The organism is Peribacillus sp. NPDC096540 (assembly GCF_050278525.1).
In the GTDB taxonomy this organism is placed as follows: domain Bacteria; phylum Bacillota; class Bacilli; order Bacillales; family DSM-1321; genus Peribacillus.
This window is the reverse complement of the sequence record NZ_JBNNTG010000009.1, coordinates 1-17620: the sequence shown is the minus strand read 5'-3', so window position 1 is coordinate 17620 and position 17620 is coordinate 1. Positions and strand designations below refer to the sequence as shown.

The following is a 17620-nucleotide window of genomic DNA, read 5'->3' as shown; positions in this document are numbered from 1 at the left end:
TTAGTGGCTACTTTTAAATATCATAAATATTAATAATCTTGCAAAAAAGTGAATAAGGTAAAACATTATATTCTTGAAGGGGGAGTCTAATTGAAACACTTTACAAAATGGATAAATCAGACGTTCAATCATTATCCCAGAAAAAAATTGACTCTCGTTATGGGTGCTCAATACGAACCGCAAACATTTGGACAACCAGTTGAACGAAACCAAACTTCGTTAATAAGTACCAGAGATGCCGAAAAATACTTTCGTCCTTCCCGCCTCCCTATTAAAAATACCCTTGTCAAGAACAGCCAATTTTTTGATCCCTATTATGAAAAAAACTACAAAGAAATTAAACTCCCTGCAACATTAACTCGGACTCCTGATGAAACTGTTTTAAACTACTTTAGTATTTTAAGAGAGGCAGAAAACCTCACTCAAAACCAGCTGGGTGGTTGCGGAACTGTCGGGATGGCAAAGTTGCCCTATCCAATTGCTTATAACTTTTTTACTAAAGACTATCACAAAAGGGTTTCCTATAATGAATATCTTCAATCGTTTGCTGGAATTGGACATCTAAATTTAATTAAGATGAACAGACTTCCTGATGAAAAAGGTATTGTTCCTTATTTCATTGAACTAGAAAGCATCGAAGGTTCATCAAAAGGTGTCACCTATTTTGCTTATTATTACGGTTATGTCCAATTAAAAAAAGTTCAAAACCTGTATAATATTGAACAGATGAAATTGTACGGAGAGGACTTCCTATGTGCACCCTATCATCTCTGGCAGCATGATGCAGAAGCAGTCGTTGCTATTATGTATGGAGAATGGTGCAAATTAATAAAAAAACAGCTACCTACTAAACAAGATGGTTACGTCAAAACCATTGATTATATTGGTACGGATGGAGCCGATTATCGGTTTATCTTTTATCAATTAACAAATGATACAGATGTATTAATTTCTCAATATAAAAAGGATTCTGAAGGAAACTGGGAATCCATCAGAATTGATCCTGTCAAATGTCTAAAAAACTAAGCGTGATATTAAAGAAACTCGAACCTTTACTCTAAGGCACATTAAATGAATGTTCTTTTTTCTTTGTGAAATATTATACTTAAACTATAGGGTGCTTTAGTTCATTAAGAAGAAGAAAAAAAAAGTTGATTCCTTAACGTCTTTTACGAACTTTTTTGATTGTTACTTCTTTAAAATAGACTCTGTTAAACAATGCTTTTGATTTTTCTTCTTCAACTAACGAAAAAACGTTAGTTCACATAATCACGCCTATAGGTAATGAAAAAGGATCCTCTAATTGAAGATCCTTTTGTTAAACACAGATAACACTGTTTTAAAATGGTGTGGTGTTGAAAAATAGTTGTATAATTTTCTTCATCCTATACCCATTTTTATCAAAATAAACAACAATAAAGTCATTTTAAAACGTACAGGGAAGATGCATTATTATTTGCCGAAACACCATTACTAAATTTGTAGTTTGATAAGTTTATTGTTTTTCCCCAGTAGTAAGCGTTGTTAAACCTAATATAGCCTCCACTTCTATACGTATGTTGATACAAGGTAGTTGTTCCTTGACTAGCTGTACTGATTGAGGATATAACGTCATTCCAAGATCTTCCCCACTCAGTAGTAATACTACCTATAGTATATCCTAACCTGAGAGCATGGTACGATCCACTTTTATTATCACCTGTATAAAAATCAGTACAACAAGTCCCAGATCCCAAAGTTTGAAAGTTACTGTCTACATTTGATTCTTTCTCTACTTTCTTTTCATTTTTGATATAATCATCTACTTTTTGCTGTGTTGTAAACCCTAAACGAACTTCATTCCCCTGTTCGTCCCCTGTATAGTAAATATGTTTGACTTTGGGATCATTTGCATTTGTCGATACCTGTTTCCCATCAATTAAATCGTACTGACTTTCCCCGGCCGCAAAAGATACATTAGAAAAGGAGAACATCGCTAAAAAGGTAACAGCAACAGTAAACATGAGACTGTAAATCGTTTTCACTTCAACCACTCCCTATTTATAAATTACACACCAGTTAAATATAGTCGAATTCATTTTTTCTTTTAAGGTTCGAAATATTTAATCTGACTAGTTAATGTCATTAACAACCAACTCCTTTATACGTTTTTTTTTTTAAAAATGCCAACTAGTCGGTATTAATCAATTTATTATATGATAGGAATGTGTTACTATTAATGAAATATTCAGTTTTTTAAAAGGGGTTTTTTATGTTAAATCATCATCAAAAACAATCAGAAGAAACCATCAACAAATTAATGCGATCAGGAATTGAATTGTTTTCTAAGCAAGGCTATTCTAGTACAAGCATTGATCAAATTGTAAAACATGCTGGCTACTCTAAAGGTGCTTTCTATGCTCATTTTTCCACCAAAGAGGAGTTCTTACTGAGGTTGATAAAAGAAGGTATTGATTTCTATTTTGAGGATTTAAAGGAGGCTCTTACTCAAAAAGATTGTGATTTACTAAATACATTTAAAGAATATTCTATGCGTTTAGTGAATGAGGCTTATGAAAAGGGATCTTCTCCTATGCTTCTCCAAGGATGTATGGTTTCGAATGAATTACCTCAGATAAAAGAAAAGCTTATTCTCCAGATGGAGGAATGGAGGTCATTCCTTACACATTTATTTCAGAAAATTAAGGACGAAGGTATTGTCGGAAGTCCATTGGATGCTAGAACTTTAGCGACGGCTAGCATGGCTCTTTTTAATGGATTTAATCTGCAACATTTTGTTGATAATCGAATTCAAATACAGGACATGTTAAATGTTTTTGTTGAATTGCTTCAAATACAAGAACCTAATAAGAAAGGTTAATAACAACTTCTATGTATACTCTATACAAAATCTAGTTAACATAATAGCAACTATAAGAAGATAGCAAAAACGCCAAACCCATATGGTTCAAGAGTTTGGCGTTTGTTTGTTTTTTATCGTTTATTCAGGATTTTATACAATCTTGATGTAGCAAGGGTTTGCTAGATGATCAAGGGGTCCCGCCAACATGACATAAAACCCACGCTAATACATTTTTTTGGAAGTTTAATTTTTAGCTTTCCTATGCTAAGGATAATTTTAGTTTCCCTTTGTGCCCTTTCTCTGTAGATTGATTCCCTTTATAAGATAAAGTTAAGTGTACAATCCAACTGTCTTTTGTGGCACCATGGCAATGTTTCACATTTGGCGGAATATTCACCACATCACTCGTTTTAAGTAATTGAGCTGATTTTCCTTCTTTCTGATACCAACCTTCTCCACCAGTAACTAATAAAACTTGCCCAACTTTGTGTGAATGCCAGCTATTGCGAGCTCCTGGAGCAAAGGTTACATTTCCAACTGATGTGTTGAGTGGTGTTGGATCAGTAAATATCATTTGTAAGTATGCATCACCGATAAAGTTTGCTTCAACTTTTTGTCCCAACGGAAAAATTGTGCTATTACTTAATTGTTCATTTGCCAATTTTAATTCCCATTTACTCTTTAAATTTGATTAAATGAGTAATCTTGTTTTTTCATTTTATAAATTTACTCAATCTGATGTATTTTTGTGGATTTGAAATAAAGTCACGATGTTTATAAAAAAGATGCGATGTTTTTGTCTCTATAAAAAAGTTCCCTTCCTTAGAAAAAATTAAGGGTACTAAAATAAAAATAAGTTTCCAAAACCGAAGGTTTTTCCGGTACTTTTCCCGGCAGACCTTCGGTTTTTTTATGCCATTATCGGAAAAAATCCCAATCGTAAATTAATATAAGTCCATTCTCATTTTCAATCAAATTCAATCTTGATCCAATCGTTTTTCTAAAGGCTGTTCTCCTCCAATTCTTGCCCCGTCAGGGTTCTGACGGTTCCCTGTTTTTTTCAGTTGGTTCCCTCATGCCATTAAATCGTATCCTTTTCAGTGTTTTTCCTCACTTTTTCGACCCAAGTGGACTCTCCGTTTTCGTTCAGTTTCTTTCCAGTGTGGAACGGAGTTTTTTTGTGGGGACATAGTATATGGGCTGGGACTTTTGATAAAGATGTGTTCATGTAATTTCCTCTTTCTACCGCCACTTCTTTGAAATCAGTCAGATGTTTTTCCCTCCTCTTTCGGGAGGGAAGAATGTTCGGTTTTACTACATAACTATAAAAAAAATAAAAAATGGGTTGCACACAACGGCTACTTTGTAATACTATATAGTAGTACTTGGTAATACTAAGTAGTTTATTAGGAGGATATATGAAAGATTTAACTGAAATGCTTAAAGGTGTTCTTGAAGGGGTGGTGCTTCAAAAGATCCATGCTGGAGAAACTTACGGCTATGAAATAACTAAGTACCTAAACGATTTAGGTTTTGGCGATATTGTGGAAGGAACTGTCTATACCATTCTTGTTCGAATCGAGAAAAAAGGGCTCGTCGAGATTGAGAAGAAAAAGTCAGAGCTTGGACCTGCGAGAAAATTTTACACGCTAAACGCTAAAGGAGAACAAGAGTTAAAGGAATTTTGGGAGCGTTGGACATTCTTAGAAGAAAAAATGAATGAAATAAAGGAGAAAAGAAATGTTTAAAAAAATGATGCAAGAAAAAAGAGAATATCGTGCCTATAAAAAACGAGTGAATAAATTACCAGAAGAATACAGAAAGGCGATGAAAGCAATTGAAAAATACATGTGGAATTTTGCAAAGGGATCAGGCATGTTTGAGATTTTGAAAAATATTTTAGAGATGTTTGAGAATAGTGCTACGGATGGCTTATGCGTGCGAGATGTAGTAGGAGATGATATTGCCGAATTTGCCGACTCATTATTAGCAGAATTTCCAGAAGAAACATGGATGGATAAAATGAAGAAAAAACTTAGGGGTTCAATTGAGTAAAGGAGAGAGAGCCATGAATTCAACGGTCCTTAACATCAAAAATGTAAAAAAGAGCTTTAAAGGGAATGAGGTTTTAAAAGATGTCAATATCACTTTGAAGCAAGGTTCCGTTTATGCCTTATTAGGGGCGAACGGGGCTGGGAAAAGTACCCTATTAAAAATTGTTACCGGGTTACTAAATAGTGATGGAGGGAAAGTGACAATCCAGGACATAGATGTCCCTAACAATCCGGTATTGGCACAAAAGTTATTTAGCTTTAGTTCCCAGAATACCACTGTTGACGGAGTACTCACTGGATACGAAAACCTTTATTTAATTGCTAAATTACGACACGAACGCAACTCGAGAAAAGTTGCCGAAAGTTTGTTAGAAAAGTTTGATCTGACTGAAGCCAAAGATAAAGCTGTTTCAAATTATTCAGGAGGAATGCGTCGTCGTCTCGACTTAGCCATGAGTTTAGTTGGGAATCCAGAAATCATTTTTCTGGATGAACCTACTACTGGATTGGATCCGAATAGCAGGCAGGAGCTCTGGAATACGATTAAAGAAATGAAGTCTCAAGGGAAAACCATCTTTTTAACGACTCAATATTTAGAAGAAGCAGATTATTTAGCTGATCAGATAGGCTTTTTACGTGAAGGAAAAATTGTTGCTAGTGGAACCCCTGATGAATTGAAACGTATTGCTGGAGCAGATAAATTACTTCTTGTATTTAATCGTAATGAAGACACCGAGATAGCTTTAAAACTCTTTGAATCCTATTCTCCTGAAAAAAAAGACGATTGTGAGATTTCCATTGATTTAACAGAGGACATCACAACGACTTTAAACGTGTTGAATGCCCTAACAACTGAAAAAATTGAACTCAAAACGTTCAAAATGATTACTCCAACCCTTGATGATGTATTTATGACACTTTCGAAAGGATGAAAATTATGAATGTTTTTCAAAATTTAAGTGATACATTAACGCTTGCAAATCGGATCATTAAACATAATATACGTAGTATCGACACGCTTCTTACGGTTGTTGCGATGCCGGTTATGATGTTATTGGGTATGGTTTTCATATTTGGTGGTGCTATTCAAATTGCTGGGGTGTCTGAAGATGAGTATATTAATTATATTCTTCCCGGAATTCTGTTAATGACGATTGCTACAGGATCTGCTTACACCTCGTTACGGATAAATTTAGACAAAACTTCAGGGATGTTTGACAGATTTAAGTCAATGCCCATAGCCAAATCATCTGTACTAGGTGGTCAGGTAATAGCTTCAGTTATTTTTATGTTAGTTTCAATAATGGTCGTATTAATAGTAGGATTTATAGCTGGATTTAGAAGTGATGCAACATTTGCTGAATGGCTACTTGTGGCACTATTGATAACTCTCTTTTCGCTAACATTAACGTGGATTTCAGTGCCATTTGGATTGGCTGCTAAAGGTATTGAAGGAGCAAGTTCTTTTTCATATATCTTATTAATGCTGCTTTTTATCAGTTCTGCATTTGTTCCTGTCGAAGGAATGCCGAAGATCATCCGAATCTTTGCGGAAAATCAACCAATGACACCGATTATTCAAACTATTAGAAATCTGTTAGACTCGCAGCCTGTTGGAAATGATCTGTGGGTGTCGTTCGGTTGGATGGTGTTAATAATATTAATTTCATATATTTTTGGATTGAAGGTTTATAGAAGAATTTAAAGAGCTGTTGATTTAAATTTAAGCAATCAACTACTATAGAATCGTTACGACCACTCCGAAAGTAAAACTCCTACTGAAAAATAGAATAAAAACAATAACAAAACAACTAAATACAGCTATCCATAAAGAGGGTTCCATTATGATCAACTCCTATCAAATATAGTTAGTTCACATACCAATGATTAAACGAGTTTTTTTTGAGTTTTAAACATCTTTATTGTAAATATAACAACTTTAATTGTAGTTGTAGGTTTGAAATAAAGTCGCGATGTTTATAAAAAAGATACGATGTTTTGAATAAAGTCGCGACGTTTTTACCCCTTTGGATATGGTTATCTAAAGGGGCATTTTTATAATGAAGGGAAAGAACATCTAAATAAAAGGTGGATTAATGAATTGTTAATTGAAAATAAATTGTTCCGTTAAAGGGACAGTTTGTTGAATAAAGAGGAAAAGCTATTAAGCAATCGAGAAGAAATCTTTAGGAGACATATGTGATAAAATTAGGAAAAAGGAGGTATGAAATATGAAAATCCATAGAATAGATCATGTGGGTATAATCGTCAATGATCTTCCTGCCGCGAAAGCGTTTTTTCTTGACTTTGGCCTTGAAATGCTAGGGGAAGGAAAAGTGGAAGGCGAGTGGGTGGAGCGGATGGAGCGGATAATAGGGCTTCAAGACGGTAAAGAGGAAGTTGCAATGTTGCGAACGCCAGACGGTGACGCAAATATAGAACTAGTAATGTTGCGAACGCCAGATGGTGACGCAAATATAGAACTAGTAAAATTTCACACGCCATCAGATGAAAATGGGATACAGCATCCTTTAGCAAATACTCTGGGTATCCAGCATATTGCCTTTGCTGTTGAAGATATTGAAGCCCTTGTTACCAAATTGACAAAGAAAGGCGCAGGACTTATTGGTGAGATACAAAACTACGAAAACGCTTATAAATTATGCTACGTTCGTGGGCCAGAAGGAATTATTTTGGAGCTGGCTGAGGAAATCAAATAAAATATCCAATCTTTTTTATCAAAACAGCAAACTCGTTGATAAGAAAAGAAACCCCTTTGATCAATCTTTTTTCAAAATGGTTTCTTTTCTTTGGCTGCTAAATAAGGGTTGGTCCAATACTTTTACTCAAACTTTATTCAAAACCTACAGTAGTCAATACAATGCCTTTGATTTTTCTTCTTCAACTAACGAAAAAACGCTAGTTCACATAATCATCTTTATAGGTACTGAAAAAGGACCTTCGGTTGGAAGATCCTTTTAGCTGCTTGTTCAATTAAAGCGCCCTTTAACGGAAGAACGAGAGGTTTTGAAAAAGTGAAATGGTTATAATTAGCGTTGATAAGGTTCCTGCAGACAATAAAGTTATCATTTTTTGCCTGTTTATCATTTTTGTAGGTTTAACAACTTCTCGGGACACCGCAATCCATATAACGGCAGAAAATATAGATACAATGGTTATAGCAGTTGTTGACATACTTAATACCTCCCTTAATATACATAATATCTAAATTTTAACATACCTTATTCCGCAAAATAGCCCGTTTACGGAATAAGGTTTCTAAGGAACATATGAATGCTCTATACAAATCTAGTTAACATAATGTCAACTATAAGAAGATAGCAAAAACGCCAAACCCATATGGTTCAAGAGTTTGGCGTTTGTTTGTTTTTTATCGTTTATTCAGGATTTTATACAACCTTGATGTAGCAAGGGTTTGCTAGATTAACCACTAGAGCTTTTTCTATTTCATCTTTATTTATCTAATTATGAAAGCTGTAGGTTCGTAAAAGTAGACAATTCTGAACGGTGCTATTTCTTTACAAAACAGCCAGCTTTAGTGTTCATTTTAGTAATAAAACAGTTTGCGAACGTTCGCGAATTAACATTAACTTTTACGAACTATGAATAAATAAAATTAGGTGTTGATTTCCATGAGTTTGCAGGAACATTTTCATCTAAATAAAAGGTACCCAACCTCTTGAACTGTGCCCCATTTTATCCGAAGGTTTTAATTATAACAGGCGATTTTTTTTAAAGTATTTCCACATGCCCCAGGTTAAAATGACTAAGATCCCTAAAATGATGATCGTTGAGAATGGAGAATCTTGATAGGGTAAAGGGACATTCATTCCAAAAAAACCGGTTACGAAAGTTAATGGTAACATTACGGTTGAAATGATGGTCAAAACGTTTAACTTTTCAGAGGATTTTGCGTTAATAATGGAATAATACGTCTCCAAAGCACTGTTTACAAGATCTCTGTACGTTTCAGTAGAGTCCACTATCCTCTCGAGATGGTCAATTAAATCCACATAAAACGGCGCATTTTCTTCCCGTATTTCAAACTTCCACTTTCCGTCCACAGTCATGAATATCCTACGCTGAGGAAGGATGACGCGTCGAATTAAAATGATTGTTCTTTTTAGTGCAAGGAATTCTTCTGTCACTCCCCTTATTTCTTCATCGTAAATCTCATCTTCTAGTTCATCAATACGGATGTTAATGCGGTCAAGAATCGGAAAGTATTCATCCATTATGCCGTCTACAAGAGCATACAATAGAAAATCTGCACCCTTATCCATGTATTTTGTGTTCTTAGAACAAATCATATCCATCTGGCCAAGCCATTTCAATTTTTCCTTATGGATTGTCACTACGTAATTGGGGCCGACAAATACGTTTAACTCTAGGGTCGTAATTTCCTTATCTTCTTCTTCTTTATACCGAAGGGCATGTAAAACGAAGAACTGGTAATCTTCGTAGTTGTCGATCTTAGCCCGAGGACTGTCATGCAGGCAATCCTCTATTGCTAAAGGGTGAAAATCAAAAATCTTTGCCACTTTATATAATTCAGGGGTTTTTACATCGTAAATATCAATCCACAACAAATTATTAGGATGTTTTAAATGCTCTTGCAAGTTAGATAGGTTAGACTCAGTGGTCATCTTTTGGTTCTCATGACTGTATAAATACATTTTAATCATATTTACATTACACCTCGCGTTATAGATCAAGGCATTAAAGGTTATGAGTCTTCTTAGTTGTTACAAGAGGACATGAAGACCTTCGTTGCCTCTTTCTTGTTGTCGACTTGCGTTTTTCCAACGAATTGGGGTCGTCAGTGCCCATGCATTCCTCACCTCCAAAATATAAAGGCTCCTTTCACACAGAAAGGAGCCATAAAAAACAAAAAAAAATGCTTAAATGTCTCCCCTTGTTGAGTTTTAGCATTGTATAGCATAGGTTTTACCAGCTACATTAAGAAAAATCATAATCCGATTTTTCCTGTTGACCCATTGGCGTCTTTCGACATTTTTGGGCAGCAGCGTATCTCTATACAGGAGCCTCACCTAACAGAAGACTATTCAACTAAAGTTAACCCTAAGGTTAGAAAATAACCATTAAAAGATGAGTTCACTCCATTTATAGAGGTAATTGTTTGGGTAAGACAAGATTGCTCAATGGATTTGTTTTTCGATGTTTCGCAGATGATAAGGAGTTTCAAGCGTTATTTAGTGATAAAGAATACTATTAAGATGAGTTCCCCGGTAACATGATGGCTGCTAAAAAGGTTGGTCCAGTTGGTCCTGTGTCTTCGGTAGCTCCAGTCGCTTGAGGGTTTAAATGATAATAATACTTTTTTATTTAAATCATGTTTGCGTTAGAAGAGGTTATATCACTAGTTTATGTAAAAGGATGAAAAGAGTTTGGACAAGTACCTAAATAGAAAAATTCATTGGAATCGAGGGTTCCAATGGATTTACTTCTGATAAGGTGGTTTATGTAAACTAGCTTGCTTGTATGAATGACTTATTAAAAACAGCGAGACTTTGTGAAATAAAAGATTGGAAGAAGATTAGTTATCGCACCTCCAACCTTATTGATAATCACTTTGGAACTAATTGTTTATTAAGATTTAAACAGAGTATTTGCAGATATTTTTTGAAGGACGGGTTATGGTAACTAATTCAGTGCCGTTTAAAAAAGAGGTTTATTTTTTTTCTTTAAGGGGTAGCGTCACATGCCCATCAAGCTAAGGCAAATTATTACCCCCTAAACGAAAAAAGCGCTATCCTTTCTGTAATATGATGGAAAGGATGGTGCTTTTTATGTCTCGAGACGTTTCAGATGAACTGAACCTCTTCTCACTGGAATTGCAACAATCTTTGTCTCCTCATGTCCTCAAACATTTGGCCAAAAAGGTAGGTTTTGTTCAGAGGTCCAGTAAGTATCAAGCGAAAGACTTAGTTGCTTTGTGCGTATGGTTAAGCCAAAAGGTAGCGAATACTTCCTTAACTCAGCTATGTTGCTGTCTAGAATCTTCAACCGGTGTATTAATGAGTCCCGAAGGACTCAATCAACGATTTAATCCTTCAGCAGTCAGACTCCTACAAAACGTATTCACTTCCTTGCTTACTCAGAAGATACAAACTTCTCAGGCTCTTTCTCATCGTTATGCTTCTCAGTTTCAGCGTATACGAATCTTGGATTCTACTACGTTTCAACTTCCAGATGCTTTTGCTTCAACTTACCAAGGATCAGGAGGAAGTAGTCATACAGCTGGTGTGAAGATCCAATTGGAATACGATCTTCTCAGTGGTCAATTCTTGCATGTGCACTCTGGCCCAGGTAAACAAAATGATCGAACCTATGGTTCCACATGCTTACAAACAGTGCAAACAGGTGACTTATGTATACGTGACTTAGGATATTTTGACCTGGAAGATCTCCATCAAATGGATGAGAAAGGAGGTCTATCTTCCTGATGGAACACCAATTGATAAGAATGGGACCTATACGCTTACTGTCAACAATTATATGTATGAACATGAGACTGATAAATATAAAATTCGCCAATATGGCAATGATCCAGTTCAAGGACCTGAAGATTTACAAGCTACTGTAAACTTCGTGAAAAGCTTTAATGTACCAATCCATTATGTAGCGGAAGGAAGAATCTCGGAAGACTTCAAGGCACCTGAACTGGCGGATGTGGTATTACATGAGGCTGACTTGAGAGACGGATCGTATCTTCATGAAGTTAAGGTATCCTTGGAAGCAACAGATGCAGGTATCGGGATTTCGCATATTGAGTATAGCCTAGATAACGGTGTCACTTGGAAACGTTATGATGATGGGCTAACTATTAATAAAGAAGGTAGAAACTCTATTCAATATCGTGCGATTGATAAAGTGCATAATGTTTCAGAGCCGAAAGCTCTTGAGGTATTCATTACACCTGCATCAGTCGAAAATGCGATTTCTTTAGTGAAACAAGCAGAGGGAAATAAAGGAATCAAAACATCGCTTATTGCTCAATTGGAGAACGTAATTAAAACTTTTGAAAAAGATAAAGAAGATAAAGCTTATCAATCTTTAGAAAAAATTTACTCGCGTATTAGCGAGCTCCCAAATAAGCATTTAGGGGAAGTGGACAAAAACGAAATCATGTTCATGCTTCAATACATCATTGAACATAGAACAGAAACTAGCGGGAATGAGTTCCCAGCCTTATTAGCAAGTTAGTTTTCGATTCGAGTCTTTTATAATAAATAAAATGATGGCAAGGATAAAAACATGAGCTTTCGAAAAAGTAGGATGGTAACCAGAATATAGGAACTGAAAAAACAGATAGAGCTTGTTTTACGCGCACTCTATCTGTTTTTTAAATTTACTCTATTCAACGTTACAGTGAACCGTACCATAAGTAAATGAGGTTTCTAGTTAAAAGTTAAAAAGATCTAATTCTTTGAATTCATTATTATCTTAATAAAAATAAGTACTCAGTCAAAAAAGAGTAGAATGCTGAAATTAATCTTAGCATTCTACTCTTTTTTATCTCTAATATCACCAAAATCACCAAAATCTATTTGATGACCGCCGCCAAAGTTGATCCACTCCATTTGTGATTACCGTGGCCAAAAAGTAAGTTTTCACCTTTTATAAGTTTGTTTATTTTTGTTAGTAAATTAATTATAAGGAAAAAAAGACTTCAAAAAGACAACTATCCCCTACTTTCAAACCATATGACAATCGCCAGCTACTTTCAGAAAAAGATTATAAAAATTCAAAAGCAAGTGAATTAATAATTTTAATATAAAAAATTAACATTAAATTTATATAGTTTTGGTTTAATTGAATTATAAAATATAAATCTACCAGGAGGAATCATCAGATGATTAATAAGAAAATTGTGAAAACAGGAGCTACTTTAGCACTTGCCTTAGCTATTACAGTTCCAGCGCTATCACCGACAGCAGCTACTGCGAAGGAAAATAGTAAAATTGAATCTGTTAAATTTAATGGAATGAAAGCACCAGCTACTATCGATGAAATGGTAAAAACGTATACAACTGCAACCGTTGATGTAAAATATAGCAATGGAAAATTAAAAACATTTCCGTTGTCCTACAACTACCTATTTAAATCGGAAGATAAGGTAGCAACCGTTAAAGGTGAAAAAATTCCTGCAGGTACACCAATTGATGTAAAAGGAAATCCAATTAAGGATCCAAGCAGCACAGACGGAAAATATTTTGTTTCAGATGCTCCGGATTCAAATAGCTTATTAATGCCAATTGACGGCAAACTTTATATGGTTACACATTATGAATATCAAACAATTGATGCTGCTGGTCAATCAGCATACGGTTTAGTCCCAGCATCTATGTCTTTAACTGAGTTGGATCAGGACAAAAAAACAGGGGAACTTAAACCTGTAAAAGTAGAAAAAATCGATTTTTCGGCAGTAAATGGACTTTGGATTCCATGTAATGGTTCTTTATCACCATGGAATACACATTTAGGTTCAGAAGAGTATGAGCCAGATGCTCGTCAATTTGCGGACCCTACATCAAAAACAAGAAGTCAAGTTGAAACATTTGCTCAATTCTATTTTGGAAATAAAGCAAAGGCTAATCCTTATTTCTATGGCTACACTCCTGAAATTACAGTAGATAAGAAGGGGAAAGCATCGGTTGTAAAACATTATAGTACAGGGCGTTTCTCCCATGAGTTAGCTAAAGTAATGCCTGATAACAAAACTGTATTTTACGGTGATGATGGTGGTAATACAGGAATGTTTATGTATATAGCCGATAAAGCAAAAGATTTATCAGCGGGTACACTATATGCAGCTAAATTTAAACAAACAGGTACTGAAAATGGTGGTTCAGGAGACTTAGAATGGATTAATTTAGGACATGCAACGGATAAAGAAGTGGAAAAAATTATTGACAGCGGCATTACATTCAATGATATTTTTGAAACTTCTGATGTACCAAAAGAAGGTTTTACAGCGATTAAACAATATTCATATGGTAAAACAGAATATCTAAAACTTAAACCTGGTAAAGAAAAAGCAGCTGTCTTCCTTGAAACACGCCGATACGCAGCAATGCTTGGTGCGACTACTGAATTTAACAAAATGGAAGGTTTAGCGCTAAACGAAAAGGATAAAAAAGTATATATTGCTATTTCCGATCAAAGTAAGAGTATGGAAAAAGATTCAACAGGAAAAGACCCAGCAGACCATATCCAATTACCAAAAATTAAAGCTGGTGTAACCTATCAATTAGATTTACAAGGTGGTCAAAAGGATAGCGAAGGAAAGGCTATTCATAGCTCTTATGTAGCACCATCAATGTATGGATTGGTGGTAGGAGAAGACCTTCCTAATGCTGATGCATATGGAAACACTGCAAATGTAGACAAAGTAGCTAATCCCGATAACTTAAGTTATTCGGAAGCAATGAGAACCCTCTTTATTGGTGAAGATAGCGGTGCTCACACAAATAACTATGTTTGGTCATATAATGTTGATACGAAAGAATTAAATCGTATTCTATCTGTTCCAGCAGGAGCCGAAGCAACTGGATTATTTGCTGCTGATGACCGCAATGGATTCTCATACATTTTCAGTAATTTCCAACATCCTGGTGATGAACTAGATGGTAAGTCAATTACAGCTGTTAACAAAGATGAATTACTTAAAGCTGTTGACGAACAAATTGGCATTAATAAAACAGGGGGGATTGGTTATATCTCTGGTATACCTTCTCTAACAAAATATAATAATGGTAAATATCAAAAAAGTTTAGAAATTGATAAAAAATGATAAGTTTAGATTAGGTAATGAACCTAAATGAAAGAACACAAATTTACGTAACATTGATGCAGCCGGAAATATAAGCGCTGATAAAGTTACTAAGTAATGGATAAACTGGCTCCTAAAATGCCTTCAGTAAATGAAGTTATTGTGCTTATAAAAATGAAAAGGGCTGTCATAAAAGTGATTAAAAAATGACTTTTGTGACAGCCCTCATCCATTTTAATTTGGCTCTGTATTATTTGTTGGGGTTAAGACACAATTTTGAAGCAATAAAAAAACGTAAACATCCTATTTTTCTGAAGGTATAAATAATATAACAAAGGTTCTGAAATGAAAAGCCTATGGGTTTAGAAGGTTTAAACGCTTTCGAGCAAAAATTTTAATGGCAAAACAGTAAAAAGAAATTGGGTCACATATTGGATATGGGTGATAACATTTATTCATCATCCCAACATTTGACGGAGAAACGTTTTTTTGTAGAGTTTACTGAGGAAGTTAAGTGGAATAAAAAGCCTCATATAGATACATTACGGTGAACCGTATCATAAGTAAGTGCGGTTTTAAATTAAATAAAAAACTAAGGCCGATTTTCTTTACTAATAGAAAATCGGCCTTTATAAATCATATACAGATTTTTTCATGTACTTTTATTACTGTGCAGTTAATCCGCCATCGATAACGAATTCTGAACCTGTTGAGTAGCTAGCCTCATCAGAAGCCAAGAACAATACCATATTAGATACTTCTTCTGGTTGTGCTACTCGTTTTAATGGAATGTGTTGAGAGAATGCTTCTACAGCTGCTTTTGTATCTTCTTGTACAACCATTGGTGTTGCGATAACGCCTGGGTGTACAGAGTTTACGCGAATGCCCATTGGTGCTAGGTCGATCGCAGCTGCTTTTGTCATACCACGTACTGCGAATTTTGTATCTGTGTAACCTACAGCACCAGCAACTAAGCCGTTTATTGAAGAAATGTTGACGATTGAACCGCTACCAGCTTTCATCATTGAAGCTGCTACAGTTTTTATACCTAAGAATACAGACACTTGGTTAATGTCTACGATGCGACGGTATTCTTCTACTGTAATATCAAGCATATTTTTCGCCATAGTAATACCGGCGTTGTTTACTAATACGTTTACTGGACCGAAAGCTTCTTCTGCTTTCGCAATAACTGTAGCCCAATCTTCTTCAGATGCTACGTTTTGTTTAATGAAAAGGGCATTTTCACCTAATTCAGCTGCAAATGCATTGCCTTTTTCTTCATTTAAATCTGTTAAAATAACTTTTGCACCGTGTTCTACGAATAATTTTGCGTGTGCCGCACCCATACCTTGTGCTGCTCCTGTAATAATTGCTACTTTACCTGATAAACGACTCATTTAAAAAGCCCCTCTGAAATATATTTATAAAAAGTGATAGTTAACTATCACTTTTTATACTTCCTAGTAAACAACTTTCCAGTTCGAATGTCAATCCAAACGGCCGTTATTTATTATGGCTGAATATAGGATAAAAATACGTCCTTCATCATCGTGAGCTGCTTGTCCGCAGAAAGCAACGTGGAGAGGTTGGTATCATGGGTTGTCAGGCTTGATTTAAATGTGAATAAGCTGAAATTTTGCACCATCGTCATGATAAATACATCCAAATCAACATCTGGTCTTAACGAGCCGTCCTGCTTGCCATGCTCAGCCAATGTTAATAAAATACTGGCTAATTTGCTTCGTGCAAATAAGTATTCCGCATATTGCTCAGTCGATTCCGCAGCTATTTTTTCATATAAATCAAAGGACTCGAAAAACTTCGCTAAACGTAGCTGTGGATCCTTCGTTCCGCCTATATAATAATCCAAAATTTGCTCGATTTTTTCATATGCAGGCATCGTCTGCTCGACAATCTGCCCTATATCCGTGGCCATTTCATCAGTAATGGCATTCGAAGCCGCAATCACTAAAAACTCTTTTTTAGGGAAATAGCGAAATATCGTCGCAATCCCAACGCCAGCAGCAGCCGCAACATCTTGCATTTGTATATTTTGCACGCCTTGCTCCAAAAATAAATCCTTTGCAATCTGGGTAATATTTTGACGGCGTTGTTGTTTTTGTTGTTCTCGTTTACTCATTTTCGTCACTCCAACTGTTCTTCATACATTGATTGTAACATGTTTAACAGGTACCAACTTGTATTCGCATCGCGGGAAAATCAATGGTGAAAATGCTAAAATTCTAGAGTTTACTTTAGTCTTCTTTAAAACCTAAATCACTCAGTGTTAAATCTCTATAAGATGCATTGAAGGGAATATGCTGATGATTAGCGAAATAAAAGTGGTGCTTTAGGGAATTACGGTCGGCGGTAAAACAATACGTGAACATTTAGAAGGACAAACTAAAAATTTACACAGGCAGATTTTAAAGGGTATTGATGACGAATATGCCGGCGTTTATCGAAATGTGAAAGTGTTTATTTCTGGTGTTCAACATACACCGCCAAAACCGTTAAAAATTCAGGAGGAAATGGATGAACTCATGAGTTGGTATGTTTATAAAGCACATGCGATAAAAGATTATGAAGATTTCATTACATTAGTTGCTGCTGAATTGGGGTTTTCTCTTAATCTTTATTTATCAGCGGTAAATTGTTCTTAAAACCGTATTTAGATATGTTGCGGTGAACCGTATCTAAATAACGAGTTTTGGAACAAATAGTTTTTAATTTCCCTTGGGTTTTTTTGACAAGTTTTTTTAGTAGTATAACTATTGAGAATGTGAAGTAATGTACTTAAAGTAACGGTGCAGTTTAGTTTAATAAGGGTTCCATTTAAAAAGGAACCGCGATTGGCGATTCCTAAGATTATTATTTATTTGCTGCGTTTATGGTACTAAGTGA

16 protein-coding genes, 1 pseudogene and 1 riboswitch are annotated in these 17620 nt (G+C 35.3%); of the genes and pseudogenes, 11 read left to right on the top strand and 6 right to left on the bottom strand.

What is annotated here, in order from left to right:
• The first annotated feature begins 90 nt into the window (after positions 1-90).
• Complete coding sequence (locus ACQKMR_RS10320) at positions 91-1026, top strand: hypothetical protein (RefSeq protein WP_427697218.1); 936 nt, start codon at positions 91-93, stop codon at positions 1024-1026.
• Positions 1027-1421: 395 nt separating this feature from the next.
• Here the strand turns inward: ACQKMR_RS10320 and ACQKMR_RS10315 are convergent, their stop codons facing one another.
• Positions 1422-2024 (bottom strand): hypothetical protein, encoded by a 603-nt coding sequence (locus tag ACQKMR_RS10315; RefSeq protein WP_427697217.1) that lies wholly within the window; start codon positions 2022-2024, stop codon positions 1422-1424.
• Positions 2025-2251: 227 nt separating this feature from the next.
• Between ACQKMR_RS10315 and ACQKMR_RS10310 the strand changes: the two genes are divergently transcribed.
• A complete protein-coding gene (locus ACQKMR_RS10310) occupies positions 2252-2860 on the top strand; it encodes a TetR/AcrR family transcriptional regulator (protein WP_427697216.1) in 609 nt (202 codons plus the stop codon).
• A gap of 241 nt (positions 2861-3101) precedes the next feature.
• On the opposite strand, the gene ACQKMR_RS10305 is transcribed toward ACQKMR_RS10310, so the two are convergent.
• Entirely contained in the window at positions 3102-3503 is a 402-nt protein-coding gene (locus tag ACQKMR_RS10305; RefSeq protein ID WP_427697215.1) for a cupin domain-containing protein, read from the bottom strand.
• Between the two features lie 757 nt (positions 3504-4260).
• On the opposite strand from ACQKMR_RS10305, the gene ACQKMR_RS10300 reads away from it, so the two are divergent.
• From ACQKMR_RS10300 to ACQKMR_RS10280, 5 genes are all read left to right on the top strand, one after another.
• Positions 4261-4590 (top strand): PadR family transcriptional regulator, encoded by a 330-nt coding sequence (locus tag ACQKMR_RS10300; protein ID WP_427697214.1) that lies wholly within the window; start codon positions 4261-4263, stop codon positions 4588-4590.
• Positions 4583-4897 (top strand): DUF1048 domain-containing protein, encoded by a 315-nt coding sequence (locus ACQKMR_RS10295; protein ID WP_427697213.1) that lies wholly within the window; start codon positions 4583-4585, stop codon positions 4895-4897. The genes ACQKMR_RS10300 and ACQKMR_RS10295 overlap by 8 nt, the downstream gene beginning before the upstream one ends.
• 13 nt (positions 4898-4910) lie before the next feature.
• The gene (locus ACQKMR_RS10290) at positions 4911-5828 is read left to right on the top strand and encodes an ATP-binding cassette domain-containing protein (protein ID WP_427697212.1); all 918 of its coding nucleotides are present in this window, start codon (positions 4911-4913) and stop codon (positions 5826-5828) included.
• Between the two features lie 5 nt (positions 5829-5833).
• Complete coding sequence (locus ACQKMR_RS10285) at positions 5834-6601, top strand: ABC transporter permease (protein WP_427697211.1); 768 nt, start codon at positions 5834-5836, stop codon at positions 6599-6601.
• Positions 6602-7127: 526 nt separating this feature from the next.
• The gene (locus tag ACQKMR_RS10280) at positions 7128-7616 is read left to right on the top strand and encodes a VOC family protein (RefSeq protein ID WP_427697210.1); all 489 of its coding nucleotides are present in this window, start codon (positions 7128-7130) and stop codon (positions 7614-7616) included.
• Between the two features lie 286 nt (positions 7617-7902).
• Here ACQKMR_RS10280 and ACQKMR_RS10275 read toward each other — a convergent pair whose 3' ends face one another.
• Both ACQKMR_RS10275 and corA read right to left on the bottom strand, forming a co-directional pair.
• Positions 7903-8091: a hypothetical protein gene (locus tag ACQKMR_RS10275; RefSeq protein WP_427697209.1), complete on the bottom strand. Its 189-nt coding sequence runs from the start codon at positions 8089-8091 to the stop codon at positions 7903-7905.
• Between the two features lie 539 nt (positions 8092-8630).
• Positions 8631-9602 carry a magnesium/cobalt transporter CorA gene (gene corA, locus ACQKMR_RS10270; protein WP_427697208.1) on the bottom strand — a complete coding sequence of 324 codons (972 nt, stop codon included), beginning with the start codon at positions 9600-9602 and terminating at the stop codon, positions 8631-8633.
• A 219-nt stretch (positions 9603-9821) separates the two neighbouring features.
• A riboswitch (M-box (ykoK) riboswitch) is annotated at positions 9822-9983 on the bottom strand.
• A 744-nt stretch (positions 9984-10727) separates the two neighbouring features.
• Here corA and ACQKMR_RS10265 point away from each other — a divergent pair.
• The 3 genes and pseudogenes from ACQKMR_RS10265 to ACQKMR_RS10255 all read left to right on the top strand — a co-directional run.
• A pseudogene (locus ACQKMR_RS10265) lies at positions 10728-11366 on the top strand (IS4 family transposase); the annotation flags it as partial.
• Complete coding sequence (locus ACQKMR_RS10260) at positions 11359-12144, top strand: OmpL47-type beta-barrel domain-containing protein (RefSeq protein WP_427697207.1); 786 nt, start codon at positions 11359-11361, stop codon at positions 12142-12144. The pseudogene ACQKMR_RS10265 and the gene ACQKMR_RS10260, both read left to right, overlap by 8 nt.
• Positions 12145-12793: 649 nt before the next feature.
• A complete protein-coding gene (locus ACQKMR_RS10255) occupies positions 12794-14734 on the top strand; it encodes a PhoX family protein (protein ID WP_427697206.1) in 1941 nt (646 codons plus the stop codon).
• A 644-nt stretch (positions 14735-15378) separates the two neighbouring features.
• On the opposite strand, the gene ACQKMR_RS10250 is transcribed toward ACQKMR_RS10255, so the two are convergent.
• Positions 15379-16113, bottom strand: a complete 735-nt coding sequence (locus ACQKMR_RS10250) for a glucose 1-dehydrogenase (RefSeq protein WP_427697205.1) — start codon at positions 16111-16113, stop codon at positions 15379-15381.
• Positions 16114-16226: 113 nt separating this feature from the next.
• Positions 16227-16856 (bottom strand): TetR/AcrR family transcriptional regulator, encoded by a 630-nt coding sequence (locus tag ACQKMR_RS10245; protein ID WP_427697204.1) that lies wholly within the window; start codon positions 16854-16856, stop codon positions 16227-16229.
• Positions 16857-17073: 217 nt separating this feature from the next.
• Here ACQKMR_RS10245 and ACQKMR_RS10240 point away from each other — a divergent pair, with 217 nt between their 5' ends.
• Positions 17074-17379, top strand: a complete 306-nt coding sequence (locus tag ACQKMR_RS10240) for a Fic family protein (RefSeq protein ID WP_427697327.1) — start codon at positions 17074-17076, stop codon at positions 17377-17379.
• Positions 17380-17620: the final 241 nt, after the last annotated feature.

Bases quoted from the DNA above. Each gene is read 5' to 3' on its own strand.
- ACQKMR_RS10310 (WP_427697216.1), top strand. From the start codon at position 2,252: ATGTTAAATCATCATCAAAAACAATCAGAAGAAACCATCAACAAATTA.
- ACQKMR_RS10300 (WP_427697214.1), top strand. From the start codon at position 4,261: ATGAAAGATTTAACTGAAATGCTTAAAGGTGTTCTTGAAGGGGTGGTG.
- ACQKMR_RS10295 (WP_427697213.1), top strand. From the start codon at position 4,583: ATGTTTAAAAAAATGATGCAAGAAAAAAGAGAATATCGTGCCTATAAA.
- ACQKMR_RS10290 (WP_427697212.1), top strand. From the start codon at position 4,911: ATGAATTCAACGGTCCTTAACATCAAAAATGTAAAAAAGAGCTTTAAA.
- ACQKMR_RS10285 (WP_427697211.1), top strand. From the start codon at position 5,834: ATGAATGTTTTTCAAAATTTAAGTGATACATTAACGCTTGCAAATCGG.
- ACQKMR_RS10280 (WP_427697210.1), top strand. From the start codon at position 7,128: ATGAAAATCCATAGAATAGATCATGTGGGTATAATCGTCAATGATCTT.
- ACQKMR_RS10275 (WP_427697209.1), bottom strand. From the start codon at position 8,091: ATGTCAACAACTGCTATAACCATTGTATCTATATTTTCTGCCGTTATA.
- corA (WP_427697208.1), bottom strand. From the start codon at position 9,602: ATGATTAAAATGTATTTATACAGTCATGAGAACCAAAAGATGACCACT.
- ACQKMR_RS10260 (WP_427697207.1), top strand. From the start codon at position 11,359: ATGAGAAAGGAGGTCTATCTTCCTGATGGAACACCAATTGATAAGAAT.
- ACQKMR_RS10255 (WP_427697206.1), top strand. From the start codon at position 12,794: ATGATTAATAAGAAAATTGTGAAAACAGGAGCTACTTTAGCACTTGCC.
- ACQKMR_RS10250 (WP_427697205.1), bottom strand. From the start codon at position 16,113: ATGAGTCGTTTATCAGGTAAAGTAGCAATTATTACAGGAGCAGCACAA.
- ACQKMR_RS10245 (WP_427697204.1), bottom strand. From the start codon at position 16,856: ATGAGTAAACGAGAACAACAAAAACAACAACGCCGTCAAAATATTACC.